The organism is Leucobacter sp., assembly GCF_053528595.1.
The window spans coordinates 26,722-53,201 of the sequence record NZ_JAIVPF010000086.1; the positions used below are offsets into that span (position 1 = coordinate 26,722).

Below are 26,480 nucleotides of genomic sequence, written 5' to 3' on the forward strand. Positions count from 1 at the left end.
CCGCGGAATTCCGCCTAGAGCGCGGTCAGGGTCTCGGAGACCGGCCTCGGCCTCGCGAAGAGGTAGCCCTGGAACGCGTCGACGCCCAGCTCGCAGAGCGCCTCGAACTGCGCGTCGGTCTCCACGCCCTCGGCGACGACCTGCAGGCCGAAGGTGCGCCCCAACTGCACGATCGTCTGCGTGATCGCGGCCGTGTGCGCGTCGTCGACCACTGAGGACACGAACGAACGGTCGATCTTGAGCTGCTGCACCGGCAGGCGGCGGAGGTAGCTCAGCGACGAGTAGCCGGTGCCGAAGTCGTCGAGCGAGGCGAGCACACCCTCGGCGCGCAGCAGCCCCAGCATGCGGATCGTGCGGTCCAGATCCGTGTGCAGCACGCTCTCGGTCAGCTCGAACTTCAGCAGCCCGGGCGAGATCTCGTGGCGCGCGAGGATCCGATGCACGCGCTCCGCGAAGTCGTCCGCGCGCAGCTGGCGCTCGCTCAGATTGATCGAGAAGGTCAGGCCGCGGCGGTCGGGATCGCCGTTCCAGGAGGTCAGCACCCGGCAGGCCTCCTCCAGCACCCAATCGCCGATCTCGATGATGAGGCCGGTCTGCTCGGCGAGCGGGATGAAGGCGTCGGGCATGACGAGTCCGCGCTCAGGGCTGACCCAGCGGATCAAGCCCTCCTCCCCGATCACCCGGCGATCCCGATCGACGATGGGCTGCGCGAAGAGCCGGAGCTCCCCCTTCTCGATGCCGCGGCGCAGCTCGGAGAAGAGGCGCACCCGCTCCTGTGCCTCGTCGAGCATGCGCTGACGGAATCGGCGCACCCGGACCTGTCCGCCCGCGCGCCGGGCCCGCTTGCGCGCCACATCGGCGCACTTGATGATCTCCGCAGAGTCGTCCGACTCGATGTAGTCGTCGAGCGGGCAGTCTCCGAGCGGGGTGTCGGGCTCGCCCGACGCAGCCCGCGTGCCCGGTCGCGCCCAGAGCACGAACCCGAGGCTGGCCGAGACGTCGAGCACCATCCCCGAGGGCAGGTCGGAGGCGCCGTTGATCGTGGAGAGCACCTGGTCGACGGCGTCCAGGCAGCGGGACTCCGCCAGGCGCTGCTCGTCCCCCAGTCCCGTCAGCAGCACGCCGAAGGTGTTGGATCCCATCCGGGCGGCCAGGAGCCCCTCCCGCTCGATTCCGCGCAGGCCCGCGGCCGCGTCGCGCAGCAGCAGGTCGCCCGCCTCGTACCCGAAGGCGTCGTTGACCGCCGACAGCTCGTCGACGCTGAAGGAGACGTAGGCGCAGAACTCCCCGAGCGGTTGCGTCGCGAGCGTCCGCTCCACGACACGCAGCATCGAGCCGCGGTTGGCGAGCCCCGTCGACCCGTCGAAGTGCGCCAGCTGCCGGGCCTCGTCCTCGGCGAGATGCCGCTGCGTCGCCTCGGTGCGGATCGCCAGATAGCGCTCCGGCCGGCCGTGCTCGTCGCACAGCGGGATGATGGTGGTGTCCACCCAGTACTCGACGCCGTCCTTGGCACGATTGCAGATCTCGCCCGTCCAGACCTGGCCCCCGCCGATGACCCGCCACATCTCCCGGAAGAACTCGCGCGAGTGCCGTCCGGAGTGGACGACGCGGTGCGTGCGCCCGACGAGCTCCTCGCGGCTGTACTTCGAGATCTCGCAGAAGCGGTCGTTGACGTGCTGGATGATCCCGTCGCGGTCGGTGATCGCGATGATCGAGTAGGTGCTCAGCGCGTCCAGGATCTGGTCGATCCCGCGGTCGAGGGCGGCGACGGAGTCGACCCGCTCCGGCTCCCCCGCGGGCGGGGAATCCGGCTCCGGCGTATGCATGCGGCAGTCCTCCCGCTACGTCGCTTCGTCGTCGAAGCGCGTGCGCAGGGTCTCCGGGACAGCACCCTCGGCGGTGCCGGCGAGGGACGGTTCGTTCGCACCGGCCGCGGTGCTCGTGGCGGCGGCTGCGGTACCTGCGGCTGCGGCGACGACGCCGGCACCGGCACCGGCGCCCTCGGCGGCCGACGCGCGTCGTGCCGCGGCCTCGGAGGCGCGTTCGCGGCGTGCGGCCAGGCGCGCCTCGCGCTCATCCTCGACCAGGGCGTCGCGGATGATGCGCCGGGGATCGTACTGGCGCGGGTCGAGCTGCTTCCAGTCGACCTCGTCGAACTCGGGGCCCATCTCGTCGCGCAGACGATCCTTGGCCCCCTCGGTCATGCGCTTGATGCTGCGCACGAGCTCGCCGAGCTTCTTGGCGTAGATCGGCAGCCGGTCCGGGCCCAGCACGAACATGGCGATCACCATGATCACCAGGATCTTGTCTATCGTGAGGCCCATCACTCCCCCATGCTACTCGTTCGCGGCCGCAACGGCGGACCGCCGCGATGGCGATCTCGCGCGGGACGATCCGCGCGGCACGCGTGATCGTCGCCGACGACGCCGCTGCCTCCGGCGCGATCGGATCGGGTCCGCGCCGCTCCCGCTTCGCCCGATAGCGCGTGGTGACCGCCCGGAGTAGCGCGCGGCATCTACGCTAGAGGAAGAGCGCGGGGCCCGGATCCGGAACCCCGCACCCGGGCCCCGGCCCGGAACCGCCCCACCCGAGCAACCCGCCCGGGGTTGCGACCCCTCGGAGGAGAACGTGAGCAAGCTCGAACGCAACTGGCAGTACGCCGAGCAGTATCCCGGTGAGACCGACGCCCTCGTGCGCGCACGGCGCCTGTCGCTGGAGCTCGGCATCGAGCCCGTCAGCCGCTCGATCGGGGCGCAGCTCTCGGCGCTGACCGTGCTGGCCCGAGCGAAGACCGTGTGCGAGGTCGGCACCGGCGTCGGCGTCAGCGGCCTGTCCCTGCTGCGCTACGCCCAGGAGGCCACGCTCACCTCCATCGAGATCGAGCCGGAGCACCTGCGCGAGGCGAAGTCGGTCTTCGCGGATGCCGGGATCCCCGCCTCGCGCCTGCGGCTCATCGAGGGCGACGCGCGGCATGTGATGCCCCGGCTCAACCTGGGCGCCTACGACCTCGTGCTGCTCGACGCGGAGCCCGGCCAGCTGCTCGAGCTCTTCGAGCACGCGCTCAACATCGTCCGCCCGGGCGGCTGCATCGTCGTGCCCGGTGCGTTCGCGCACGGCCGGGTGCCGGATCCCGCCGCACGCGACGAGGCCACCCTCGCCTGCCGGGATCTGCTCGCCCTCGTCGCGGAGTCGCCCGCCATCGCCCCGGTGCTCTCGCCCGCGGGCGACGGCGTGCTCACCCTCGTGCGGCTCGACGGCTGAACCGGCGCCGACGAGACACGGCGAAGCCCCCGACGGGATCCTGGATCCTGCCGGGGGCTTCGCGCTGCCGCCCTCCGGCGCGCAAGCTCGGGCACCTCGGTGATCAGCGCCTGCGGCACTCGACGGCTGCAGGGCCCGGCGCTCGTATCGCGATACGGACGCCGGCACCGGGCGGCTCGATCAGCCGTCGAGCACTGCGGCGAGCACGTCGCGCAGTTCAGCCGCTTCCTGGTCGTTGACCGACACCACGAGGCGTCCACCGCCCTCGAGCGGCACCCGCACGACGATCAGTCGGCTCTCGCGCACCGCCTCCATGGGTCCGTCCCCAGTCCTCGGTTTCATTGCAGCCATGACGCCTCCTCGCAGAATTGGTGTTTCACGCCTATTTTATCGGGCGAGCGCGGGTGAGAGCGAACTCGCCGCCCCCGCGTTACGCAGAATTCAGGTGCCCGGCCCGCTCAGGCCCCGCGGTCCGTCAGCCAGGCGCGCAGAGCCGCGGCCGTGAACTCGATCTGCGAGACGGGCACGCGCTCGTCGTCGGCGTGCGCCAGCAGGGCGTCGCCCGGCCCGAAGTTGACGGCGGGGATGCCGAGCGCGGAGAACCGGGAGACATCGGTCCAGCCGAACTTCGCGGTGGGTTCGACCCCGACCGCGGCGACGAAGCGCCGCGCGAGCGGATCGTCGAGGCCGGGCCGGGCGCCGGGCGCGAGATCCACGATCTCCACCTCGTCGGCGTCGGCGAAGAAGTCGCGGACGAACGCAGCGGCCTCCTCGCCCGAACGGCTCGGAGCGAAGCGGTAGTTGACCTCGATGGAGCAGTGATCCGGGATCACGTTGCCCGCCACGCCCCCCTCGACGTGCACGGCGTTCAGCCCCTCGCGGTACTCGAGCCCGTCGACCACGACCCGCTCCGCCTCGTACGCGGCGAGCCGCTGCAGCAGCTCGCCGGCGCGATGGATCGCGTTCACGCCCATCCAGCCGCGCGCCGAGTGCGCGCGACGGCCCCGCATCGTCACGCGGGCCCGCAGCGTGCCGTTGCACCCGCCCTCGATGGTGCCGTTCGACGGCTCCCCGAGGATCGCGAAATCGGCGGCGAAGAGCTCCGGGTGGTTGCGCATCGCGCGCCCCAGCCCGCTCAGGTTCGACGCGACCTCCTCGTGGTCGTACCAGACCCAGGTGAGGTCGACCGCCGGGTCGGTCAGCTCGACCGCGAGCGCCAGCTGCACCGCGACGCCCGCCTTCATGTCGACGGTGCCGCGGCCCCGGATCATGGCCTCGCCGGTCTCCGCGTCGATCTCATCGCGCACCGGCAGGTTGCGGTTGATCGGCACCGTGTCGAGATGACCGGCGATCGCCACCCGCTCGGCGCGCCCCAGCTCGGTGCGGGCGACGATCGTGTCGCCGTCGCGCACCACCCGCAGGTGCGGGGCGTGCGCCCGCAGCGCGGCCTCGACCGCGTCGGCGACCGCACGCTCGTCGCCCGAGACGGAGGGGATGTCGCACAGCTGCCGGGTCAGCTCGACCGGGCCGGCTGCGATGTCCAGGAGAAGAGGCGCTGGGATGCTCACCCGATCCAGCCTAGAGCACCCTCCGGTCCGCCCGCCGCCCGCCGGGGCGCGACGCCCCGGGCCCGCCCGCCGCGATACGATAGAGGCCATGACTGCAACGCGCTTCGCCTGGTCCGCCGGCATCTCCACGATCGCGTCGAACGGCACCGTTCTCGACGCCTGGTTCCCCGCCCCGCAGCTGGGCCGACGCCCCGAGGATCGCGATCCCTGGATCGCTCCCGCCGAGCTGGAGGGCCTCGCCGGTGCGGACGAGCACCGCGGCGTCGAACTGCGGCCCGTGAACATCGAGATCGACCTCGACGCGCCCCCGGCCTCCACCGAGGACGCGTACCTCCGGCTGCACCTGCTGTCGCACTGCCTCGTGCTCCCCAATTCGATCAATCTCGACGGCGTCTTCGGCCAGCTGCCCAACGTGGCCTGGACCACCGCCGGGCCCATGCTCCCCGAGGACTACGCGGCCCGGCTGCCGCGGCTCAAGCGCGCCGGGATCACCGCGGTCGGCCTGGACAAGTTCCCGCGGCTCACCGACTACGTGGTGCCCCAGGGCGTGCGCATCGCCGACGCCTCGCGCGTGCGGCTCGGAGCGCACCTCGCGCCGGGCACCACCGTCATGCACGAGGGCTTCGTCAACTTCAACGCCGGAACACTGGGCGCATCGATGGTCGAGGGGCGCGTCTCGCAGGGCGTGCTGGTCGGCGACGGGTCGGACATCGGCGGCGGGGCCTCGATCATGGGCACGCTCTCGGGCGGCGGCACGCAGCGCATCACGATCGGCGAGCGCGCGCTGCTCGGCGCGAACTCCGGGATCGGCATCTCCCTCGGCGACGACAGCGTCGTGGAGGCCGGCCTCTACGTGACCGCCGGCACCAAGGTCGTGCTGCCGAAGGGCACCTCCGACTCGGCGGGCGAGCCGATCGAGGTGAAGGCGCTCGAGCTCTCGGGTCTGCCGAAGCTGCTCTTCCGCCGCAACTCCACGACCGGCGCCGTGGAGGCGCTGCCGCGCGAGGGCTCGGGCATCGAGCTCAACGCCGCGCTGCACGCCTGATCCCTGTCGGGACGGGCCGCCCCTCGACGTCCGGCCCCCATCTTCTCGCGCGTCAGTAGTTGTCGCCTCACCGCGGTTCGGGCGACAACTACTGGCGCGCGAAGTCTCCGTCCGCGGTGCCAGGGGTGAGCGGGGTGCCCGGCCAACCGCGCCGACGCAGCGCGCGCTCCACCCGGGCGGCGACCTCGCCGGGACGACGGGAGAGCGTCTTCGTCACCTCGACCATCTCCCAGCCGTCCGCCCGGAGGGCGTCGAGACGCTCGACATCGCTCGCGTACCGCTCACGGTGCCCCTCGCCCTGGTACTCGATGCCCACCCGGTAGCTCCGATACAGCAGGTCGATGCAGGCGAGGAAGACTCCGCGAGCGTCGCAGACGTCGCCATTCAGCTCCGGCTCCGGCAGCCCCGCCTCGACCAGCACCAGCCGAGTCATCGATTCCCGCGGCGACCACGAGTCCTCCCGCACCAGTGCCAGCGCCTGCGTGAGTCGTCCGCGTCCGCGTCGGCGACCGGCGGTCGTCGCCTCGTGGAGATCACCGATCGTCGCGAGCGGCGGGCGCCCCGCGTCGGGACGTCCGTGACCCGTCCGGTAGCGACGCACGAAGAAGTCTCCGAGCGCGACGAGATCGGGAATCGGCAGGTCCGCCGATTGGACCCAGGTGCAGGCGGGCGTCGTCAGGCGCATGCCGTCGCGCCCGGTGACCGCGCAGGACGCTCCGGTGAGCCCGTGCCCCACGACTCCGACGGCGCGCGGCGACCGCACCGGGCGCAGTACGCTCGCGTGCACCGGAGCACCGGGCTGATACGGAACCGGGGCGCCCCAGAGGAGCGCGGCGCTGCGATGGCTGAAGAACTGGCGCGGGGTCATCACCTGCGCGAACTCGCGGATCCGACGCAGCTCCTCGCCGCGCTCGAGTTCGTACCGGTCCGGATCCGGATCCGGATCCGCGCGATCCCCGGCACGCACGGCCGGATCCGGGACCGCCGCGAGGTCGCCCCGCGCCCGAACTCCTCTCCTCGGCGCGCTCAGGTCCGCGGCCCGCAGCCGGGTCGGTGTCACTCCCGCTTCCACAGCGGAAGCCACCGAGAACAGCTCGGGGAGGCGGGGCGGGAGCGGCGAGGCGGGAGTCGGCATGCGTACAGCCTGCCCGTCCCGGTCTCGCTCGCAGACGCTTTCCACAGGCAGAACCCCCGGTCCTAGCGCTCTCCGCTCGCGAGCACGCACCGCTCACGACCGATCGCGACCGGAACACGACTTCGCGCGCCAGTTGTTGTCGCCTCACCCGAGGTTTGGTGACAACAACTGGCGCGCGAAGAGGAATTCGGGGCGGAGGACGCTCGGAGGTTGTTGGCGAAGGGGCGGGACCGCAGGGCGGCAGGACCGCTGGCTGGACGGCGAAGCGGCAGGACGGCGGGGCGGCAGGACCGCTGGCTGGACGGCGAAGCGTCAGGACGGCGGGGTCACCCGCGCCGCGGACCTCTAGCGGCCCAGGTGTCGCTCCCCCGAGCCGATGTAGAGCTGCTGCGGCCGGCCGATCTTCGTCTGGGGATCGAGGCGCGCCTCGCGCCACTGGGCGATCCAGCCGGGCAGCCGGCCGATCGCGAACAGCACGGTGAACATGCGCGTGGGGAAGCCCATGGCCTTGTAGATGACGCCGGTGTAGAAGTCGACGTTCGGGTAGAGCTTGCGCTCCTTGAAGTAGTCGTCCTCGAGGGCGATCTGCTCGAGCTCCTGCGCGAGGCCGAGCAGCGGGTCGTTGACGCCCAGCTCCTCGAGCACCCGCGCCGCGCTCTCCTTGACGATGCGGGCGCGCGGGTCGTAGTTCTTGTAGACGCGGTGCCCGAAGCCCATGAGCTTCACCCCGTCCTCCTTGCGCTTCACCTTCTCGACGAAGGTCTCGACGCTCTGGCCCGAGTCGCGGATCTGCGCGAGCATGTCGAGCACGGCCTCGTTCGCGCCCCCGTGCAGGGGCCCCGAGAGGGCGTTGATGCCGGCCGAGATCGAGGAGAACATGTTGGCGCCGGTGGAGCCGACGAGGCGCACGGTCGACGTCGAGGCGTTCTGCTCGTGGTCGGCGTGGAGGATGAGGAGCTTGTCGAGCGCGTCGACGAGCACGGGGTTCATCACGTACTTCTCGGCCTTGTTGCCGAAGTTGAGTCGCAGGAAGTTCTCGACGAAGTTGAGGTCGTTGTCCGGGTACAGGAACGCCTGGCCGATCGACTTCTTGTGCGCGTACGCCGCGAGCACGGGGAGCTTCGCCAGCAGGCGGATCGTGTTGACCTCGACGAACTCCGGCACGGTGGTGTCGAGTGAGCTCTCGTAGTAGGTCGACATGGTCTGCAGGCCGCCCGACAGCACCGCCATGGGGTGCGCGGTGTGGGGAACGCCCTCGAAGTAGTAGCGCATGTCCTCGTGGAGCAGCGTGTGGCGGCGGATCTCGTCGTCGAAGGCCGCGAGCTCGTCGGCGGTCGGCAGCTCGCCGTAGATGAGCAGATAGGCGACCTCGAGGAAGGTCGAGTGCTGCGCGAGCTCCTCGATGGGGTATCCGCGGTAGCGCAGGATGCCCTGCTCGCCGTCGATGTAGGTGATCGACGACTTCGTCGAGGCGGTGTTGACGAAGCCGTAGTCGAGAGCCGTGTAGCCGCTCTGCCGGGTGAGCGCGCTCACGTCGATGGCCGAGTGACCGTCGACGGCCTCCACGATCGGCAGCTCGGCGGATCCGCCGGGAAATGTCAGCTGCGCCGCGGCCGGGCCCTGGCTCTGAGTCGATTCGGTCACGTCGTCTCCTCGTGGGTCTGTTGCTGGCCGGGCGTCGGATATGACGCGGCCACTCTTCCACCTTATCGGCTCCGGGAGGGCCGACTCGCACCGCGGTTCTGCGGGGCACGCCCCCTAGAGTATCTTGACGTCGAGCGAAATGCGATTCAGGAGGCCGAGCGCCGCAGACGATCGGCGGCCGCCGCGATCGCCTCGTCGCTCGCGGTGAGCGCCAGCCGCACGTGCTGCGGCGAGTGGTCGCCGTAGAAGTGCCCCGGGCCCACCACGATCCCGAGCCGCGCGAACTCCGCCACGCTCTCCCAGGCGTCGCTCCCCCGCGTCGCCCACAGGTAGAGGCCCGCCTCGCTGCCGTCGACGCGGTACCCCGCGGCCTCGAGGGCCGGGCGCAGCACCCCGCGCCTCGCCCGGTATCGCTCGCGCTGCTCGTCGACGTGCGTCTCGTCGCCGAGCGCCGCGACCATGGCGGCCTGCACCGGTGCCGGCTGCATGAGGCCGGCGTGCTTGCGGACCGTCAGCAGGCGTGCGATGAGCTCGGCGTCGCCCGCGATGAACGCCGCCCGATAGCCCGCGAGATTCGACTGCTTGCTCAGGGAGTAGGCGCTCAGCACGCCCCGGTGGTCGTCGCCCACCACGCGGGGGTCCAGGATCGACGGGATCGGCTCCGCGTCCCACGGCGCCTCCCAGCCGAACTCGGCGTAGCACTCGTCGCCGATGATCACCGCGCCGAGCTCGCGGGCGCGGGAGACCGCGACCTGCAGGGCTCCGACATCCATCACGCGCCCGTCGGGGTTCGAAGGGGAGTTCAGCCACACGAGCCGCGTGTGCTCCGGCCACTCGGCGGGGTCGTCGCTCGCCACCGCCTCGGCGCCCACGAGCGCCGCCCCGATCTGATAGCTCGGATAGGCGATCCTCGGGAAGACCACGGCCTCGCCGGGGCCGAGCCCCAGCAGGAACGGCATCAGGGCCACGAGCTCCTTCGAGCCGATGGTGGGCAGTACGGCGCTCGGAGCGACCGTCACGCCCCGGCGGCGCGAGAACCACTCGGCGATCGCCTCCCGCAGCGGCGGCGAGCCGGCGGTCGCCGGGTACCCGTGCGCGTCGGTGGCGGCGGCGAGGGCCTCCCGCACGCTCGCCGGCGAGGGGTCGACGGGCGACCCGACCGACAGGTTCAGCGCCCCTCCGGGATGGCGCGCGGCCTCCTCGGCGTAGGGAGCCATGGCGTCCCAGGGATAGTCGGGAAGTTCCCTCCGCATGCGCTTATTCGCCCTGCGGCGGAAGCGCCGCGATGATCGGGTGGTCGAAGTCGTAGACGCCCACCTTGGCCGCCCCGCCGGGCGAGCCGATCTCGTCGAAGAACTCCACGTTGGCCTTGTAGTAGTCGGCCCACTCGTTCGGCAGGTCGTCCTCGTAGTAGATGGCCTCGACGGGGCACACCGGTTCGCAGGCGCCGCAGTCGACGCACTCGTCGGGGTGGATGTAGAGCGAGCGCTCGCCCTCGTAGATGCAGTCGACCGGACACTCGTCCACGCAGGCGCGATCCTTCACGTCCACGCATGGAAGAGCGATCACATAGGTCACGATGCCCGCCTTTCACTCGGGTGAGGTCGGATGGAATCCGAGACGGCTCCATCCTACTCTCGGGCGGGTGCCTCCGCCGGGAGGGTCGGGATGGAGGTCGTGACCGTCGGCACCTCGGGCAGCAGCACGGGCAGCACCCCGGTATCACCCTCGCGTGGCAGGATCCCCGCGGAGAGCCCGCGGAACGGACCGAGGTCCGCGCCCTGGTCCGCGAGCGCCACCTCGACACTCGCTCCGGGCCGGATCTCCACCTGCTCGCCGCGCACCTGGACCGTCACCGGCCGGTCCCCCTCGAGCATCTCGAAGCGGATCCGCGACTGCTCCAGGGTCACCCCGATGCGGCGCTCGCGCCACGCCAGCGAGAAGCCCAGCGATCCCCAGTGCCCGGGCAGGCGCGGATCGAAGCTCAGACGCCGCCCGGCGTCGCGCATCCCCGCGAAGCCCTGCACCAGCATCATCCAGACGCCGCCGCACGAGGCGACGTGCACCCCGTCGGCGGAGTTGTGGTGCAGGTCGTCGAGGTCGACGCGCAGCGCGTGGTCGAAGTAGCGGTAGGCGAGCTCGCGGTACCCGACCTCCGCGGCGATGATCGACTGCACCACCGCGGAGAGCGTCGAGTCGCCCGTGGTCAGCGCGTCGTAGTACTCGAAGTCGCGGCGCTTCTCCTCGCGCGTGAACTCGTCGCTCGCCAGGAGCAGGGCGAGCACCACGTCCGCCTGCTTGAGCACCTGGAAGCGGTAGATGACGAGCGGGTGGAAGTGGAGCAGGAGCGGCTTCTGCTCGGGAGGGGTCGCGGCGAGATCCCACATCTCGCGCTCGAGGAAGTGCGCGTCCTGCGGGTGCACGTGCAGTTCCTCCGAGTACGGCACGCACATGCCCTCGGCCGCCTGCTCCCACGCGTCGACCTCGTCCGGTTCCAGCTGCAGCCGGCTCAGCAGGCGCGCGTAGTGCTCGGGGGCCTCGTCCGCGATCCGCCGCACCATCTCGACCGCGAACCGCAGGTTGAACCGCGCCATCACGTTCGTGAAGAGGTTGTCGTTGACCACCGTCGTGTACTCGTCCGGACCGGTCACGCCGTGGATGTGGAACCGGTGCTCACCGTCGATGTCGGTGCGCCAGAAGCCGAGGCTGGTCCAGAGCCGCGCCGTCTCCACCGGGATGTCGCAGGCCCCGGAGAGCAGGTACTCGATGTCGCCCGTCGCCGAGACGTAGCGCGCGAGCGCGTAGGTGATGTCGGCGTTGATGTGGTACTGCGCCGTGCCCGCGGCGTAGTAGGCGCTCGCCTCCTCGCCGTTGATGGTGCGCCACGGGAACAGCGCGCCCTCCTCGTTCAGCATCGCGGCCCGCAGTCGCGCCTGGGGCAGCATCCGCTCCCGTGCTCGCAGCGCGTTGCGCGCCCAGAACGGCGTCGTGTACGTGAGGAAGGGCAGCGCGTAGACCTCGGAGTCCCAGAAGTAGTGACCGCTGTACCCCGATCCCGTGAGCCCCTTGGCGGCGATCCCGCGGCCGTCGGCCCGCGCGGCGGCCTGCGCCAGCTGGAACAGGTTCCACCGGATGGCCTGCTGCACGCCGGGTTCGGCCTCGACCCGCACGTCGCTGCGCTCCCAGAAGGCGTCGAGGAAACGGCGCTGCGCTTCCCACCGGGCCTCGGGCGGCTCGGCGGCGACGCTCTCCAGTGTGTGCACGCAGCGGTCGATCATCTCGGTGAGCCCAGCCGTCGCCGAGGAGTGGTAGGTGATCGTCTTCACGAGCCGCACGGTCCTGCCCTGCTGCGCGACGCCCTGGAACATGTGACGCACGCGGTCGGTCGAGGTCTCCACGCGGGTGCGCCAGCCGCTCGCCGCGTCGTCGCCGGCTCCGTTCTCGCCCCAGGATCCGTCCCCGTCCCCGTCCCCGCCCCCGTCGAAGACGTGGTCGACGCCCACCCCGAGCCCCATGCCCGAGTTGCGCACCCGATAGCTGAGCACGCTGCGGCCGCCGTCGTGCAGGGCCGGGCCGGCATCCAGGATCCGCTCCGTCAGCTGCTCCGACTTGCGCGGATCGGCGACGCCGGCGGCCTCGGCGGGCTGCTCGGTGTGGATCCGTCCGAGGTCCTGCCGATTGATGATGAGGCTCGACACCGTGAGATCGGCGTCGGCGTCGAGTACGGTGACCCGCATCTCGAGGGTGGCCATGTGCCGCGCCTCGAACGACACCATGCGGCGCGTCTCCACGCGCACCCGTTTCCCGGTCGGCGTGATCCACAGCAGCGACCGCGTGAGGGTGCCGGTGCGCAGATCGAGGATGCGCTGCATGTCGACGATCTCGGAGGACGCCAGGTTGAGCCGCTCGTCGTCGACGTAGATGCGGATCGTCTTCGCGTCCGGAGCGTTGACGAGGGTCTGCCCGTGCTCGGCGAAGCCGTAGGCGCTCTCGGCGTGCTGGATGCGCCAGGTCTCGTGCAGGCCGTTGACGAAGGTCCCATGGCTGCTGAGCGGCAGCCCCTCCTCGTGATTGCCGCGCAGGCCCAGGTAGCCGTTGCCGAGCGAGAACAGCGTCTCGTCCTGCCCGGCGAGTTCGGGATCGAGGCCGTGCACCACGAGGCGCCAGGGATCCTCGCCGAAGTCGCGGTGCAGCTCCCGCACCGGCACGTCGAAGAGCTCGGGGTTCACGCGTCCACCTCCAGGAGTTCGGCGAGATCGGTCACGACCAGGTCGGCACCGGCGGCCACGAGCTCGTCATGGCCCGCGCCGCGATCCACGCCCACGACCAGCGCGAAACCGCCCGCGCGGCCCGCGGCGACGCCGGATCCCGCGTCCTCGAACACGACGGCGCGCTCGGGCGCGGTGCCCAGCAGCGCGGCCGCGCGCAGGAACGTGTCGGGCTCCGGTTTGCCGGGCAGTCCCTCGCGCTCCGCGACCGCGCCGTCGACCACCGCTGCGAAGCGATCCCGCAGCCCGGCGGCGCGCAGCACCGCCTCGGCGTTGCGCGAGCTCGACACGACCGCGAGCGGCCGTGCGAGCCGCGCCAGCCGGTCGAGCAGCAGGAGCGATCCCGGGTAGGGGGCGATGCCGTCCCGTTCGAGCACCTCGGTGAAGGCGCTGTTCTTGCGGTTGCCGATCCCGATGACGGTGTCGAGGCCGGCGTCGCCCGGCTCGCCCTCCGGGAGCGCGATGCCGCGGGCGTCGAGCAGCGTGCGCACCCCTTCGAAGCGGCTGCGCCCGTCGAGCGAGGCGAAGTACTCCGCCTCGCGGTACGGGCCGAGGCCTCGCGCCGCGAAGAACGCGTCGAAGGTCTCGGCCCAGGCCCGCCGGTGCAGCTCGACGGTGGGCGTCAGCACCCCGTCGAGATCGAACAGGTAGGCGTCGTAACTGTCGATCACGCGATCGGCCCTTCCCACAACTACTTTTGCGATCCCGCCAGCAGTGCCTGCACGAAGTATCGCTGGAACGCGAAAAACACTATCAGCGGTACCAGCATCGACAGGAACGCCCCCGCCGAGAGCACATCGATGTTCGCACCGAATTGACGCAGCTGCGACTGGATCGCGACGGTGAGCGGCTGGGAGTCGCTGTTCGTGAAGATCAGCGCCACGAGCATGTCGTTCCAGGTCCACAGGAACTGGAAGATCGCCAGCGACGCGATCGCGGGCAGCGCGAGGGGCAGCATGATCTGGAAGAAGATGCGCCAGTCCCTCGCGCCGTCGATGCGCGCCGCCTCCAGCATCTCCTCGGGGATCTGGATGAAGAAGTTGCGCAGCAGGTAGATCGCGAACGGCAGCCCGAATGCGGTGTGGAAGAGGATCACCCCGACCACGCTCCCGAAGATGCCGAGCGCGCCGAAGAGCCGGGCGAGCGGGATCAGCGCCACCTGCAGCGGCACCGCGAGCAGCACGATGACCGCGATGAACAGCCAGTCCCTGCCGGGGAAGTGCAGCCACGCGAACGCGTAGGCGGCGAGGGCGCCGATCGCGACGACCAGGATCGTCGTCGGAACGGCGATCACGATGGTGTTCCAGAACGACCCCGTGATCGTCGGGTTCGACAGCAGGTTGGAGTAGTTCTGGATCGTCAGCTCCGCGGGCTTGGTGAACACGGTCCACCACCCGCTCGCCGCGTTGTCGCCGGCGCTGCGGAACGAGATGAGCAGCAGGCCCACCGTCGGCACGAGCCAGAACACCGCGATGATCAGCAGGATCACGTTGACGATGCCGCTCGTCGCGAAGCGGCCGATGCGCTGGGCGATGCGCGGCTTGCGCCGCTGCGCCGGGGGGATCACGTCACTCATCGGCTGCGCTCCTCCTTGAATCGACGGACGTTCACGATCATCGACGGCAGCACCAGGATGAGCAGCAGGATCGCGAGCGCGGATCCGAGCCCCTGGTTGTTGCCCCCGCCGAAGGAGACCGTCCACATCTCGACGGCGATCACGTTGGCCGCCGGTTTCGATGCGCCGGGCGGGATCACGTACACCAGGTCGAATATCTTCAGCACGTTGATGACGAGCGTGACGAACACCACGATGAGCACGGGCGCGAGCAGCGGGGCCGTGATGCGGGTGAAGATCTGCCACTCGTTCGCGCCGTCGGTGCGCGCGGCCTCCTGCAGCGAGCGATCCATCGCCGACAGCCCCGATGCGATCATCACCATCGCGAAGCCGGCCCAGATCCAGACGTAGGCGAGGATCACGACGATGTTGATGAACGAGGCGCTGAGCCAGGAGACCCCCTGGGCGCCGGCGTCGAAGTTCGCGGCCGGGAGCGCGACGCGATAGCTCGCGCCGGCCTCGAGCCCCTCGATCACGAAGGTGCCTCCGGCTCCCGTGGTCGCGTAGCCCCGGATCGCACCGTCGGCGTCGACCGCGTCGACGCGCACGCCCTCGAGCCCCTTCTTGCCCGCCTCGATCTCGCCGTTCACACCTCCGCCGCCGCGCACGACGTCGAGGAAGACGGTCCCCGAGATCTCGGTGTCCGCGGGGGCGTCGGGGGCGCGCGCGTCGACGGCGTCCTCCGCGAGCGCGCTCTGCCGGATGCCGGTGAGCGGGAAGTTCTGCGTCTGGCCGGCCGGTATCGCGTCGCTCGACGCGATGATGCCGCTCTCCGCCTCGATCCCGACGTCGGCGCGCGGTTTCGCCCCCGGATAGCTCGACTGATCCCCGAAGATGCTCTGCACGCTCACGATGGCGGCGTTCACGACGCCCAGCTGCGGGCTCTCCTGGAACATGCCGCGGAAGATCACGCCCGCCGCGAGCATCGAGATGGCCATGGGCATGAACACGATCAGCCGGAACACCGTCTTCCAGCCGAGCTTGTCGATGAGGACCGCGAAGATCAGCCCGATGACGGTCACGGTCACCGGAGCGACGACGACCCACATGAGGTTGTTGCGGATCGCGGTGAAGGTCGTCTCGTTGGTGAACATCGTGACGTAGTTCTGCCACCCCACGAACTCGGCGCCCCGCCGGTCGAAGAACGAGCGCACCACCGTGTAGACGATCGGGTAGACGACGAGGGCGCCGAGCACGACGAGGGCCGGCCCGAGGAAGCCCGCGATGAGCAGCCACCGCCGCAGACGGCCGTGGCCGCGGACACTGCGTCCGCGACCACGGATCTGCACGGGGACCGTGAGCGTGCGGCTCATGGTCGCTCCCGTCAGTAGGCCGCCGCTGCGGCGTCTTCGAGGCGCTGCGCCGTGCCGTCGACGTCGCTCGGATCCTGGTAGAAGGAGATCATCTCCTGCCAGAACCCCTGACCGGGGGTGCCGCCGAAGGCGCTCGGCGTCAGATCGGACATGTCGAAGCGGAACGCCTCCGCGCCCGTGAGCGCCTCGGCGATCTGCCGCGAGATGTCATCCGGGTAGAGCGAGGTGTCGACTCCGCCGTTCGGCGAGGTGAGCCCGCCGGCGGGCACCCAGATCTCGGCGGAGTCCGGCGAGGCGAGGAACTCCATGAGCGCATTCGTCGCGTCGTCGTCGGTGAACTGCACCGCGACGTCGCCGCCGCCCACCACTGCGGGCGCCGATCCCTCGATGGCCGGGAAGTCGTAGAACAGCGCGTTCTCGCCGACCACCGAGTTGCCGTCTGCCGCGATGTTGCCCGCGACGAAGTCGCCCTCGAAGACGGTGCCGGCCTGCGGGTCGGAGCCGAAGACCTCGGTCACGCTGGTCGGGAAGTCGCGCTGATCGCCGCCCGGCTGCACGAGATCGCTGCCCCACAGCGTGGCGAGCACCTCGAGCGCCTCCTTCACGGAGTCGTCGGTCCAGGGGATCTCGTGGTTGGTCAGCTGGTCGTACTTCTCGGGTCCCGCGGTGCGCAGGTACACGTTCTCGAACCAGTCCGTCAGCGGCCAGCCGACGTCGGCGCCGATCGAGATCCCGGAGTAGCCCGCGTCGCTCACCAGGCCCAGCTGGGTCAGGAAGTCGTCCCAGCCCTCGGGAGCCACCGCGCCGGCTTCGTCGTAGATGTCGGCGTTGTACCAGACCGTCGACTTGTTCGCGGCCTTGAACCAGACGCCGTAGAGCTCGCCGTCGACGCTGCCGAGGTCGATCCACGACTCGGAGTAGTTCTCCTCGACAGCGGACTTCACGGCGTCGCCGACCGGGAGGATGTCGCCCTCCGAGGCCAGCGACTGCATGAGCGCCGGCTGGCCGAGGATCGCCACGTTCGGCGGCGTGCCGCCCTCGAGCTGTCCCTGCAGATACGTCGGGCCGTTGTCGCCGAAGCTCGTGTAGTTCACGGTCGCACCGGTGCGCTGCTCGAACTCGTCCAGCACCGCTTCGAAGTTCTCCTGCTCGGCGCCCGACCAGGCGGCCGCGACGTTCAGCGTCTCGCCGGAGAACTCGTCTCCGGCGGCGCCGTCGCCGCCTCCACCGCCTCCGTCACCGGACGCGCATCCCGTCAGCGCCAGCGCCACCGCCGCGGCACCGGCCGCCGCCGTGGCCAGACGTCGCCGTCCGCGACCCGAGCTCCTCGAGATTCCCATCGCACACATGAAGCACTCCATCCAGCATTCCGTCATTGACAGGCCCCGTGCGGCTCCGGGCGTACCGGCCCCTGCAGCGGGCGGAGCGATGCCGCATCAGCGGATGTGCGAAGCGACGTTGCTCCCGATTTCCAGGCTATACAAATCCGCCCCCTCCTCATCAAGGGGGTTGAAGCGATCCCGGATCGTTATCTCAGTTTCGACGGCGGCCGGAGAGGCATTGTGCGGGAAGTCTCCGACGGGCCGGCGAACGGTGCCGGCCCCCCTCCCCGATCGGCAGCGCTCAGGGCGTGACCTCGGTGCCGATCCCGCGCTCGGTGAAGATCTCGAGCAGCACGGAGTGCGGCTCGCGGCCGTCGATGATCGCCGCCTTCGACACGCCGGCGCGCACGGCGTCGAGGCACGCCCGCATCTTCGGGATCATGCCCGATTCGAGGCTGGGCAGCAGCTCGTCGAGTTCCGCGGCGGTGATCGACGACACGAGCGAATCGCGATCGGGCCAGTCCGCGTAGAGGCCCGCGACGTCGGTGAGGATGACGAGCTTCTCGGCCCCCAGCGCGGCCGCGAGCGCCGAGGCCGCGGCGTCGGCGTTGACGTTGAGGGAATCGCCCGGCCGGTCCACGTCGGGTGCGATCGAGGAGACGACGGGGATCAGTCCCGCATCGAGCATCGCGAGCACGGGCTCCACCCGCACGTCGATCACGTCGCCGACGAGGCCGAGATCCACCAGCTCGCCGTCGACCTCGACGGGCGGGCGCCGACGACCGACGAAGAGCCCGGCGTCCTCGCCCGTGGTGCCGGCGGCGAGCGGCCCGTGGGCGTTGATCTCGTCGACCAGCTCGGGGTTCACCTTGCCGGTGAGCACCATGCGCACGACGTCCATCGTCTCGGGCGTGGTCACGCGATAGCCGCCCTTGAACTCGCTCTCGATGCCGAGGCGGGCGAGCATCGCGTTGATCTGCGGGCCGCCGCCGTGCACCACCACCGGCCGGATGCCGGTGTGCCGCAGGTACACGACGTCCTCGGCGAAGGCCGTGAGCAGCGCGTCGTCGACCATCGCATTGCCGCCGAACTTGATCACCATGATCGCGTCGCGGAACTTCTTGAGCCACGGCAGCGACTCGATGAGCACCTGCGCCTTCCGGGCGGCGTGCTCGTGGTCGAGGGTCCTCGTGGTCGTGGTCATCTGTTCCCGTCTCTCATCGTGCTGCGCGTCGCCGACCGGGGCCTACGACGAATACGCGCTGTTCTCGTGCACGTAGTCGTGCGTCAGGTCGTTGGTGCGCACCGTGGCCGACCGCTCCCCGGCGAAGAGCTCGATCTCCACGCGCGTGCGGCGAGGGGTGAGGTCGCACTCCTCGACCGGGCGGTCCGGCCCGCCGGCGTGGCACAGCCGTACCCCGTTGAAGGAGACGTCGACCTGGTAGGGGTCGAATGCGGCCGAGGTCGTGCCGATCGCGGCGAGCACGCGCCCCCAGTTCGGGTCGTTGCCGAAGATCGCGGCCTTGAAGAGGTTGTTGCGCGCCACCGAACGGGCCACCTCGACGGCGTCGGCCTCGCTCGCGGCGCCGCGCACCTCGATGTCGATGTCGTGGCTGGCGCCCTCGGCGTCGGCCTGCAGCTGCGCCGCGAGCGAGTCGCACACCCCGGCGAGGGCCTGCGCGAACTCGTCCTCGGAGGGCGTGACGCCCGAGGCGCCGCTCGCGAGCAGCGTCACCTGATCGTTGGTCGACATGCATCCGTCGCTGTCGAGCCGGTCGAAGCTCACCGCGGTGGCGCGCCGCAGCGCGCGATCCAGCGCCGCGTCGTCGAGCCGGGCGTCGGTCGTGATCACCACGAGCATCGTGGCGAGGCCCGGGGCCAGCATGCCCGCGCCCTTCGCCATGGCTCCGATGCTCCAGCCGTCGCCCGCGAACACCGCGGTCTTCTCGACGGAGTCGGTGGTGAGGATCGCCGCCGGCGCGGTGGTGTCGTCGGCCGCGAGCGCCGCGGCGAGCGCCGGTACGTTGTGCACGATCTTGTCGCGGAAGGCCTGGTCCCCCGTGCCGATGAGTCCCGTCGAGCAGACGAGGATCCGTTCGGCGTCGTCCTCCCCCAGGGCGGCGGCGACGGCCTCGGCGGTGAGGCGCGTGGTCTCGTACCCGAAATCGCCGGTGAAGCAGTTGGCTCCGCCCGAGTTGAGCACGACGGCCCGGGCCGCGCCGTTCTGCGCGACCTTGCGGCTCCAGAGGATCGGGTTGGCCTGGGCCCGGTTGCTCGTGAAGACGACCGCGCTCGCGGGCTCGTGGCCGTCGTTGACGACGAGCGCGAGGTCGGGCTTGCCGGTGCTCTTGAGGCCGACTGCGATGCCGGCGGCCCTGAATCCCCGGGGTGTGGTAACGCTCACTGCTGCTCCTCCAATTCCCGCAACGGGATCCTGCTGCTGTTCTCGCCGAAAGGCGAGAACATCGTCCGATTCGCCCGGATCAGCCGCGAAAGCCGCCTTTCGCGGTGCACACCGATCACGGTGCGACTCCATTCACCGACAGTCCGGTGGTCTCGGGGAGGCCGAGGGCGATGTTGGCCGACTGGATCGCGGCCCCCGCGGTGCCCTTGGCGAGGTTGTCGAGGGCCGCCAACACGACGACGCGGCCCGCGGCCTCGTCGACGGCGAGCCCCATGAGGCAGGTGTTCGCGCCGAGCGTGTCGGCCGTGCGCGGGAACTGTCCCTCCGGCAGCAGCTGCACGAACGGCTCCTCCGCATAGGCGCGCTCCCAGGCCGCGCGCACCTCGGCGGCCGTCGTGCCCGGCGCGATGCGCGCCGTCGAGGTCGCGAGGATCCCGCGGCTCATGGGCACCAGCACCGGGGTGAAGCTGATGCTCGGCTCCTCGACGGCCCCGGCGCCCCGCAGTGCCTGACGGATCTCCGGGATGTGCCGGTGCGTGCCACCCACGGCGTACGGATTCGCCGTGCCCATGAGCTCGGCGCCGAGCAGGTGGGTCTTCGCCGCCTTGCCCGCACCGCTCGGGCCCACCGCGAGCACACTCACCAGGTCCCGCGCCTCGATGACCCCCGCGGCGATGCCGGGGGCGAGCGAGAGGGCGACGGTCGACGCGTTGCAGCCGGGGGCCGCGATCCGCGTCGCCCCGATGAGGTTCGCGCGCTGCTTGCCGCCCTCGGCTGAGGCGACGATCAGCTCGGGCACCCCGTAGCTCCAGGGCTCGTGGTGCTCGCCGCCGTAGAACGCCGCCCAGTCGTCGGCGCTCGCGAGACGGTGGTCCGCCCCGCAGTCGACGGCGAGGCGCACGTCGGTCAGCTGCGCCGTGAGCGCCCCGGAGGCGCCGTGGGGCAGCGCGAAGAACACGAGGTCGTGGCCGTCGAGCACCTCGGGCGCGGTCTCCCGCAGCGTCAGGTGCGCGAGCGAGCGCAGATGCGGCTGCGACTCGACCAGCGGACGGCCGGCGCTCGAGTGCCCCGTGACGGTGCGGATCTCGAACTCGGGGTGCGCGGCGAGCAGCCGCAGCAGCTCGCCGCCGGCGTACCCGCTGGCCCCCGCCACCGCCACACTGTAGGTCATCGACGCTCCTCGCTCTCGACCGCGCACACAGAACTCTCCTATTCTGGCACCTCGCCGAGCCGTCTTCCGCACTCCACGGTACGACGAAGCCATTCGTCGTTCCGCGCGCAGTCGCGGAATCCACGAGATCGAGGATCCCCCGGCACGGCCTAGCGGTGGGTGAACCCGGGGGCGCGCTTCTCCGCGAAGGCGCGCATCCCCTCCTTCTGGTCGTCGGTCGCGAACGCGGCGGCGAACGCCTGGCGCTCGAAGCGCAGACCCTCCGCGAGCGGCATCTCCTGCGCGGCCTGCAGCGCGTCCTTGGCCGCGTACACCGCGGGCAGCGACTTCGACGCGATCGTCTCTGCCGTCCTCGCTGCCTCGGCGAGCAGTTCGGCCGCCGGCACCACGCGCGACACGAGGCCGCTGCGCTCCGCCTCCTCGGCGCCCATCATGCGACCCGTGAGGATCATCTCGGCCGCCTTGTACTTGCCGATCGCGCGCGGCAGGCGCTGCGATCCCCCGAACCCGGGCAGCACCCCCAGATTGATCTCGGGCTGCCCGAACTTCGCCGTATCCGCGGCGATGATGATGTCGCACATCATCGCGAGCTCGCAGCCGCCGCCCAGCGCGAAGCCCGCGACCGCGGCGATCACCGGCGTGCGCATGCGCTCGAAGCCGCCCCAGCCGGGGAACGGCCCGCCGAGATACATGTCCGCGTAGGAGCGCTCGGCCATCTCCTTGATGTCCGCGCCCGCCGCGAACGCCTTCTCCGAGCCGGTGAGCACGATCGCCCCGATACCGGGGTCGGCGTCGAAGGCGAGCGCCGCCTCGATGAGCTCGCGCACGAGCGTCGAGTTCAGCGCGTTCAGGGCCTCCGGGCGGTTCAGGGTGACGGTGGCGACGCGCCCCCTCACCTCGGTGATGATGCTGGTGTACTCGGTCATCGCTGCTCCTCGGTCGGCGGGTGCGGATCCGGATCCCACGCTATCGTGCCGGCCCGCCCGCCGCTCCCACCCCGCGCCCGCGGGCCGTCCGCACGGCGCATCGAGGCCACCCGTGCGGCCGTTCCCGGGATCGGAGAACGTCCGCACGGGTGACCTCGGCCGCGCGGCGTCCCGCTAGCCTGCCTCGGCCTCCCGCTCCGCCGCCGCGCGCTCCTCGGCGCTCGCGACGTAACCCTCGATGTGGCGCTCATCGGGCCCGTTGTAGGCCGACAGCGGGCGGATCAGCGCGTTCGACGCCGCCTGCTCCATGATGTGCGCGGTCCAGCCCGTCACGCGCGAGGCGATGAACAGCGGGGTGAAGGTGAGCGTGTCGAAGCCGATGAGGTCGTAGGCCGGCCCCGACGGGTAGTCGAGATTGGGGTAGATGCCCTTGCGCGAGACGAACTCGCTCTCGAGCGCGGTGTACAGCGCGGCCACGTCGGGCCGGTCGTAGTGCTCGACGAGCGTGTCGAGCGCCGCCTTCATGGTCGGCACGCGCGAGTCGCCCTTCTTGTACACGCGGTGCCCGAAGCCCATGATCTTGCGCTTCTCGGCGAGCGCGCGGTCGAGCCACGGCACGACGTTCTCGGCCGAGCCGATCTCGTTCATGATGTGCAGCACGGCCTCGTTCGCCCCGCCGTGCAGCGGGCCCTTGAGCGCGCCGATCGCGGCGACCACCGCCGAGTAGAGATCGGAGAGCGTCGAGGTGACCACGCGCGCCGTGAAGGTCGAGGCGTTGAAGGAGTGCTCGGCGTAGAGGATCATCGAGCGGTTGAACGCGTCGACGACCACCTCGTCGGCCTCCTCGCCGAAGGTCATCCAGAGGAAGTTGGCCGCGTAGTCGAGGTCGTCGCGGGGCTCGACCGCCTCGAGGCCCCGGCGGCGGCGCTGGCCGTACGCCACGATCGCCGGGAGCGCGGCGTAGAGGCGGATCGAGCGCGCGAGGTTCTCCTCGGGGCTGCCCGAGGCGTCGAGCACCGATCCGCCGGCCGTCGTGTCCGAGGCGCCGATCACGCTCACCGCGGTGCGGGCCTCGTCCATCGGATGCGCCTCGAGCGGCAGCAGGTCGATGGCGGCCTTGACGTTCGCGGGCAGCGCGCGGTGCGCACGCTCGAGGCGCCGCAGTTCCGCGAGCTCGTCCCCGCTCGGCAGTTCGCCGTTCCAGAGCAGGTGCGCGACGGCCTCGAAGGGCTGCGTCGCCGCGAGTTCCTGCACCGGGTAGCCGCGGTAGAGCAGGCTGTTCGTCTCGGGGTTCACCTTCGAGACGGCGGTGTAGTCGACGACGACACCCGCGAGGCCCTTCCTGATCTCGTTCTCTGTCATGTTCGCTCCCTTGCTGACGACGGTTGCTGCGATAGTACGACCCCCGGCTCGAATCGGGCGAAGACGAGCCGGGGGCCGGGTCTGGACTCGGCGGCTTCGCGGCCCGTGCGAGCGTTAGCGCTCGACGGTGAAATTGAAGACGCTCGTGTCGAAGTGGTTGTAGTCCTCGTAGTCGATGAGGTCGTAGAGGTCGGCGCGGTGCTGCATCTCGCCGAGCTTGGAAGTCAGGTGCCCCTCCTCGTTCAGCGTGTCGAGCGCCCGCCCCGTCGCGCCCATGGCGATCCGGAGCATGGACACCGGCCAGATCACGATGTTCACGCCGATATCGGCGAGCTGCTGCGACGAGAAGAGCTCGCTCTTGCCGAACTCCGTCATGTTGGCGAGGATCGGCACGTCGACGCCCTTCCGCATCGCCTCGAACTCCTCGAGTGTGCGCATGGCCTCGGGGAAGATCGCGTCGGCACCGGCATCGACCAGGGCCTTCGCGCGGTCGACGGCGAGCTCGAGGCCCTCGGCCCCCGGCGCCGTCGCGCGGATGTCGGTGCGCGCCATGATGAGGAAGTCCGGATCCCGCCGAGCATCGACGGCGGCGCGGATGCGCTTGATCGCCGTGCCCTCGTCGACCACGGCCTTGCCGTCGAGGTGGCCGCAGCGCTTCGGGTTGATCTGGTCCTCGATGTGAGCGCCGGCGAGCCCGGCGTCCTCGAGCGTCTGGATCGTGCGCGCCACGTTCATCGGCTCGCCGAATCCGGTGTCGGCGTCGACGATCGCGGGCAGCTCGGTCATGCGGGCGATCTGCTGCGCGCGTCCCGCCACCTCGGTGAGCGTGGTCAGGCCGATGTCGGGCAGACCCAGGTCTGCGGAGAGCACGGCGCCGGAGATGTAGACGCCGTCGAACCCCTTGCGCTCGATGAGGCGCGCGCTCAGCGGGTTGAAGGCGCCGGGGAAGCGCAGCAGCTCTCCGCTCGCGAGGCGCTCGCGGAAGCGGCGACGCTTCTCGGTGGGTGTGGTCTTGCTGTAGAGCATGGGGTTCGCCTTTTCTTCGTCATCCTGCGGCCGCGCCGGCGGAGCGCAGGATCTCGGTTTCGAACGGGTAGATTCTGCGGCTGCGCGCAGAGTGACGGTCGGGGTCGCGCGGGATCACGGTTGGACGCGCGGGATCACGGCGCGCTAGAACAGCCCCTTCGGGGCGGCGTCGAGGTCGATCACACCGGGGGCCGCGACGATGTTCAGCTCGCGCACCTCGTCCGCCGTGAGCTCGGGCAGGCGCTGCACGAGCTCGAGGAAGCGCTCGATCTCGGCGGGCTCGAGCACGGGTTCGGCGAGGAGGCGGAACTTCGCGATGTAGTTCTCCCGGGCGAAGGGCCGCGCGCCGAGCGGGTGGGCGTCGGCGACGCCGATCTCGTCGACGAGCCTCGTGCCATCGGCGAGCTCGATCTCGACGCGGCCGCCGAAGGCCTTCTCGTCGGGATCCTCGGAGTGGTAGCGACGGGTCCACTCCGCGTCCTCGGCCGTGGTGATCTTCTGCCACAGCTCGACCGTGTCCGCGCGACCGGCGCGCTCCGGGGCGTAGGAGTCGACGTGGTGCCAGCCGCCGTCCTGCAGCGCTACCGCGAAGATGTAGGGGATCGAGTGATCGAGCGTCTCGCGCGAGGCCTGCGGGTCGTACTTCTGCGGGTCGTTCGCGCCCGAGCCGATCACGTAGTGGGTGTGGTGGCTCGTGTGCAGCACGATGCTCGTGATGTTCGCGGGATCCGCGAGCTCGGGACGCTCGTTGTGCAGCTTGCGGGCGAGGTCGATCCATGCCTGCGCCTGATACTCGGCCGAGTGCTCCTTGGTGTAGCTGTCGAGGATCGCGCGCTTCGCCTCGCCCTTCGCGGGCAGCGGCACGTCGTAGGAGGCGTCGGGCCCGTCGAGCATCCACGCGATCACGCCGGCCTCGCCCTCGTAGATCGGCGAGGGCGAGGTCTGGCCGCGCATCGCGCGGTCCACGGCCTCGACGGCCATCTTGCCCGCGAACGCCGGGGCGTGGGCCTTCCAGGTCGAGATCTCGCCCTTGCGGCTCTGGCGGGTCGCCGTGGTGGTGTGGAGTCCCTGCGCGACCGCCTGGGAGATGGTCTCGACGTCGAGGCCGAGCAGGGTGCCGATGCCGGCCGCGGCCGACGGGCCGATGTGGGCGACGTGGTCGATCTTGTGCTTGTGCAGGCAGATCGCGCGCACGAGATCCATCTGGATCTCGTAGCCCGTCGCGATGCCGCGCACGAGCGCGCGGCCGTCCTTGCCGACGTGCTGCGCGACGGCGAGGATCGGCGGGATGTTGTCGCCCGGGTGCGAGTACTCGGCCGCCAGGAAGGTGTCGTGGTAGTCGAGTTCGCGCACGGCGACGCCGTTGGCCCAGGCCGCCCACTCCGGGCTGGACTTCCGCGCCCCCGGTCCCCCAGCGGCGAGACCGAAGATCGAGGATCCGGCGCCCCCGGTGGAGACCGGGTGCGCGAGGGCCTGAGCGCGGGCCGCGACGATCGGGCCGCGGTTGAGCGAGGCGGCGGCGACCGAGGCGTTGTCGATGATCCGGTTGATGATCATGTCGACGACCTCGGGCTCGACCTCGACGGGGTCGGCGGCGACCTCGGCGATCTTCCAGGCGAGCTGATCCTCGCGGGGCAGCTCCTCTTCGCTCTTGTAGACGCGGACGTGATGGGTGACGGTCATTGCGGTCCTTCCGGGGTGAGCGCTGAAGAGCCCCGATCCGGGTCCGCGATGGAACCCAGGATCGAGGCGAGTGCGTTGTGGAGGTGAACGTGGGTGGCGTGCGCGGCGAGTTCGGCGTCGCCGTCGCCGATGGCGGCGGCGATGAGCGCGTGCTCGGCGACGGAGGCGCGCAGCCGGGAGCGGTTGTCGCGGGCGAGCCGACGGGCGCGCACGAGGTGGGTGCGGACCGTGCGCAGCGCGCTCGTGAGATAGGCGTTGTCGACGGCCGCGTCGACGGCCGCGTCGAAGCGCGCGATGAGGGCGTAGTAGTCGTCGGCGGCCACGTCTCCGGTCTCGGGGTGCGCCGCGTCGAAGTCGGCGGCGAGCGCCGCGAACACCGCGCGGTCGCCGCGTTCGGCGGCGATCCGGGCCGCGGTCTCCTCGAGCGCGCGCCGCGCCTCGAAGAGCTCGCGGATGTCGTCGGCGTCGAAGCCCGAGACCACCAGCACCCGCGGCGACTGCTGGCGTACCAGCCCGTCCGCCACCAGACGGCCGATCGCCTCGCGCATGGGAGTGCGGCTGACGCCGAGCCGCTCGGCCTGCTCCACCTCGCCGACGACGGAGCCGGGGGGCAGATCACCGCGCTGGATCTCACCCAGCAACTCGGCGTAGGCCCGGTCGCTCGCACGCATTCGCACCTCCTTCGGACACTACTAACGTATACATAAGACGCGGATATCGCAAGCAAACCCGATTGA

Annotated in this window: 23 protein-coding genes; 2 read left to right on the plus strand and 21 right to left on the minus strand. The window is 70.8% G+C overall.

The annotated features are described in order from the left end of the window. Nucleotides 1-14: 14 nt before the first annotated feature. Nucleotides 15-1,826 (minus strand): putative bifunctional diguanylate cyclase/phosphodiesterase, encoded by a 1,812-nt coding sequence (locus ACWKZU_RS17305; RefSeq protein ID WP_449283579.1) that lies wholly within the window; start codon nt 1,824-1,826, stop codon nt 15-17. A 15-nt stretch (nt 1,827-1,841) separates the two neighbouring features. Beyond that, nucleotides 1,842-2,324: a twin-arginine translocase TatA/TatE family subunit gene (locus ACWKZU_RS17310; protein WP_449283580.1), complete on the minus strand. Its 483-nt coding sequence runs from the start codon at nt 2,322-2,324 to the stop codon at nt 1,842-1,844. 304 nt (nt 2,325-2,628) lie between these two features. On the opposite strand from ACWKZU_RS17310, the gene ACWKZU_RS17315 reads away from it, so the two are divergent. Beyond that, nucleotides 2,629-3,261 carry an O-methyltransferase gene (locus tag ACWKZU_RS17315; RefSeq protein ID WP_449283581.1) on the plus strand — a complete coding sequence of 211 codons (633 nt, stop codon included), beginning with the start codon at nt 2,629-2,631 and terminating at the stop codon, nt 3,259-3,261. A 180-nt stretch (nt 3,262-3,441) separates the two neighbouring features. Here ACWKZU_RS17315 and ACWKZU_RS17320 read toward each other — a convergent pair whose 3' ends face one another. Beyond that, the gene (locus ACWKZU_RS17320; RefSeq protein ID WP_075200896.1) at nt 3,442-3,612 is read right to left on the minus strand and encodes a DUF3117 domain-containing protein; all 171 of its coding nucleotides are present in this window, start codon (nt 3,610-3,612) and stop codon (nt 3,442-3,444) included. A gap of 107 nt (nt 3,613-3,719) precedes the next feature. Continuing rightward, entirely contained in the window at nt 3,720-4,829 is a 1,110-nt protein-coding gene (gene dapE, locus ACWKZU_RS17325; protein WP_449283582.1) for a succinyl-diaminopimelate desuccinylase, read from the minus strand. A gap of 88 nt (nt 4,830-4,917) precedes the next feature. On the opposite strand from dapE, the gene dapD reads away from it, so the two are divergent. Continuing rightward, nucleotides 4,918-5,874 (plus strand): 2,3,4,5-tetrahydropyridine-2,6-dicarboxylate N-succinyltransferase, encoded by a 957-nt coding sequence (gene dapD / locus ACWKZU_RS17330; protein ID WP_449283583.1) that lies wholly within the window; start codon nt 4,918-4,920, stop codon nt 5,872-5,874. 88 nt (nt 5,875-5,962) lie between these two features. Here the strand turns inward: dapD and ACWKZU_RS17335 are convergent, their stop codons facing one another. The 17 genes from ACWKZU_RS17335 to ACWKZU_RS17415 form a co-directional block, all read right to left on the minus strand. After that, nucleotides 5,963-6,841 (minus strand): hypothetical protein, encoded by an 879-nt coding sequence (locus ACWKZU_RS17335; RefSeq protein ID WP_449283584.1) that lies wholly within the window; start codon nt 6,839-6,841, stop codon nt 5,963-5,965. A gap of 513 nt (nt 6,842-7,354) precedes the next feature. Next, on the minus strand, nt 7,355-8,653 hold the full coding sequence (locus ACWKZU_RS17340) for a citrate synthase (protein ID WP_449283585.1): 1,299 nt from the start codon (nt 8,651-8,653) through the stop codon (nt 7,355-7,357). 146 nt (nt 8,654-8,799) lie between these two features. Beyond that, complete coding sequence (gene dapC, locus ACWKZU_RS17345; RefSeq protein ID WP_449283586.1) at nt 8,800-9,906, minus strand: succinyldiaminopimelate transaminase; 1,107 nt, start codon at nt 9,904-9,906, stop codon at nt 8,800-8,802. Between the two features lie 4 nt (nt 9,907-9,910). Further along, complete coding sequence (gene fdxA, locus ACWKZU_RS17350; RefSeq protein WP_449283587.1) at nt 9,911-10,231, minus strand: ferredoxin; 321 nt, start codon at nt 10,229-10,231, stop codon at nt 9,911-9,913. Nucleotides 10,232-10,284: 53 nt separating this feature from the next. Then, nucleotides 10,285-12,882, minus strand: a complete 2,598-nt coding sequence (locus ACWKZU_RS17355; protein ID WP_449283588.1) for a glycoside hydrolase family 65 protein — start codon at nt 12,880-12,882, stop codon at nt 10,285-10,287. Further along, complete coding sequence (locus ACWKZU_RS17360; RefSeq protein WP_449283589.1) at nt 12,879-13,592, minus strand: HAD family hydrolase; 714 nt, start codon at nt 13,590-13,592, stop codon at nt 12,879-12,881. The genes ACWKZU_RS17355 and ACWKZU_RS17360 overlap by 4 nt, the downstream gene beginning before the upstream one ends. A gap of 20 nt (nt 13,593-13,612) precedes the next feature. Continuing rightward, nucleotides 13,613-14,497 carry a carbohydrate ABC transporter permease gene (locus ACWKZU_RS17365; RefSeq protein WP_449283590.1) on the minus strand — a complete coding sequence of 295 codons (885 nt, stop codon included), beginning with the start codon at nt 14,495-14,497 and terminating at the stop codon, nt 13,613-13,615. Further along, nucleotides 14,494-15,849, minus strand: a complete 1,356-nt coding sequence (locus ACWKZU_RS17370) for an ABC transporter permease subunit (RefSeq protein WP_449283591.1) — start codon at nt 15,847-15,849, stop codon at nt 14,494-14,496. Before ACWKZU_RS17370 ends, ACWKZU_RS17365 begins: the two co-directional genes overlap by 4 nt. 11 nt (nt 15,850-15,860) lie before the next feature. Then, entirely contained in the window at nt 15,861-17,189 is a 1,329-nt protein-coding gene (locus tag ACWKZU_RS17375) for an ABC transporter substrate-binding protein (RefSeq protein ID WP_449283592.1), read from the minus strand. Nucleotides 17,190-17,472: 283 nt separating this feature from the next. After that, entirely contained in the window at nt 17,473-18,375 is a 903-nt protein-coding gene (gene argB / locus ACWKZU_RS17380; protein ID WP_449283593.1) for an acetylglutamate kinase, read from the minus strand. Nucleotides 18,376-18,417: 42 nt separating this feature from the next. Beyond that, on the minus strand, nt 18,418-19,575 hold the full coding sequence (gene argJ, locus ACWKZU_RS17385) for a bifunctional glutamate N-acetyltransferase/amino-acid acetyltransferase ArgJ (RefSeq protein ID WP_449283594.1): 1,158 nt from the start codon (nt 19,573-19,575) through the stop codon (nt 18,418-18,420). Between the two features lie 115 nt (nt 19,576-19,690). After that, the gene (gene argC / locus ACWKZU_RS17390; RefSeq protein ID WP_449283595.1) at nt 19,691-20,746 is read right to left on the minus strand and encodes an N-acetyl-gamma-glutamyl-phosphate reductase; all 1,056 of its coding nucleotides are present in this window, start codon (nt 20,744-20,746) and stop codon (nt 19,691-19,693) included. 149 nt (nt 20,747-20,895) lie between these two features. Next, nucleotides 20,896-21,672, minus strand: coding sequence for an enoyl-CoA hydratase (locus tag ACWKZU_RS17395; RefSeq protein ID WP_449283596.1), 777 nt, complete (start codon nt 21,670-21,672; stop codon nt 20,896-20,898). A gap of 174 nt (nt 21,673-21,846) precedes the next feature. Then, complete coding sequence (locus tag ACWKZU_RS17400; RefSeq protein ID WP_449283597.1) at nt 21,847-23,034, minus strand: bifunctional 2-methylcitrate synthase/citrate synthase; 1,188 nt, start codon at nt 23,032-23,034, stop codon at nt 21,847-21,849. Between the two features lie 114 nt (nt 23,035-23,148). Further along, nucleotides 23,149-24,060: a methylisocitrate lyase gene (gene prpB, locus ACWKZU_RS17405; protein WP_449283598.1), complete on the minus strand. Its 912-nt coding sequence runs from the start codon at nt 24,058-24,060 to the stop codon at nt 23,149-23,151. A 144-nt stretch (nt 24,061-24,204) separates the two neighbouring features. Further along, nucleotides 24,205-25,743 (minus strand): MmgE/PrpD family protein, encoded by a 1,539-nt coding sequence (locus ACWKZU_RS17410; protein ID WP_449283599.1) that lies wholly within the window; start codon nt 25,741-25,743, stop codon nt 24,205-24,207. Next, nucleotides 25,740-26,414, minus strand: coding sequence for a GntR family transcriptional regulator (locus tag ACWKZU_RS17415; protein ID WP_449283600.1), 675 nt, complete (start codon nt 26,412-26,414; stop codon nt 25,740-25,742). Before ACWKZU_RS17415 ends, ACWKZU_RS17410 begins: the two co-directional genes overlap by 4 nt. Nucleotides 26,415-26,480 lie beyond the last annotated feature (66 nt).

Bases quoted from the DNA above. Each gene is read 5' to 3' on its own strand.
- ACWKZU_RS17375 (WP_449283592.1), bottom strand. From the start codon at position 17,189: ATGGGAATCTCGAGGAGCTCGGGTCGCGGACGGCGACGTCTGGCCACG.
- ACWKZU_RS17400 (WP_449283597.1), bottom strand. From the start codon at position 23,034: ATGACAGAGAACGAGATCAGGAAGGGCCTCGCGGGTGTCGTCGTCGAC.
- dapD (WP_449283583.1), top strand. From the start codon at position 4,918: ATGACTGCAACGCGCTTCGCCTGGTCCGCCGGCATCTCCACGATCGCG.
- ACWKZU_RS17410 (WP_449283599.1), bottom strand. From the start codon at position 25,743: ATGACCGTCACCCATCACGTCCGCGTCTACAAGAGCGAAGAGGAGCTG.
- prpB (WP_449283598.1), bottom strand. From the start codon at position 24,060: ATGCTCTACAGCAAGACCACACCCACCGAGAAGCGTCGCCGCTTCCGC.
- ACWKZU_RS17395 (WP_449283596.1), bottom strand. From the start codon at position 21,672: ATGACCGAGTACACCAGCATCATCACCGAGGTGAGGGGGCGCGTCGCC.
- ACWKZU_RS17320 (WP_075200896.1), bottom strand. From the start codon at position 3,612: ATGGCTGCAATGAAACCGAGGACTGGGGACGGACCCATGGAGGCGGTG.
- ACWKZU_RS17305 (WP_449283579.1), bottom strand. From the start codon at position 1,826: ATGCATACGCCGGAGCCGGATTCCCCGCCCGCGGGGGAGCCGGAGCGG.
- argB (WP_449283593.1), bottom strand. From the start codon at position 18,375: ATGACCACGACCACGAGGACCCTCGACCACGAGCACGCCGCCCGGAAG.
- ACWKZU_RS17370 (WP_449283591.1), bottom strand. From the start codon at position 15,849: ATGAGCCGCACGCTCACGGTCCCCGTGCAGATCCGTGGTCGCGGACGC.
- ACWKZU_RS17310 (WP_449283580.1), bottom strand. From the start codon at position 2,324: ATGGGCCTCACGATAGACAAGATCCTGGTGATCATGGTGATCGCCATG.
- ACWKZU_RS17365 (WP_449283590.1), bottom strand. From the start codon at position 14,497: ATGAGTGACGTGATCCCCCCGGCGCAGCGGCGCAAGCCGCGCATCGCC.
- dapC (WP_449283586.1), bottom strand. From the start codon at position 9,906: ATGCGGAGGGAACTTCCCGACTATCCCTGGGACGCCATGGCTCCCTAC.
- argC (WP_449283595.1), bottom strand. From the start codon at position 20,746: ATGACCTACAGTGTGGCGGTGGCGGGGGCCAGCGGGTACGCCGGCGGC.
- ACWKZU_RS17415 (WP_449283600.1), bottom strand. From the start codon at position 26,414: ATGCGTGCGAGCGACCGGGCCTACGCCGAGTTGCTGGGTGAGATCCAG.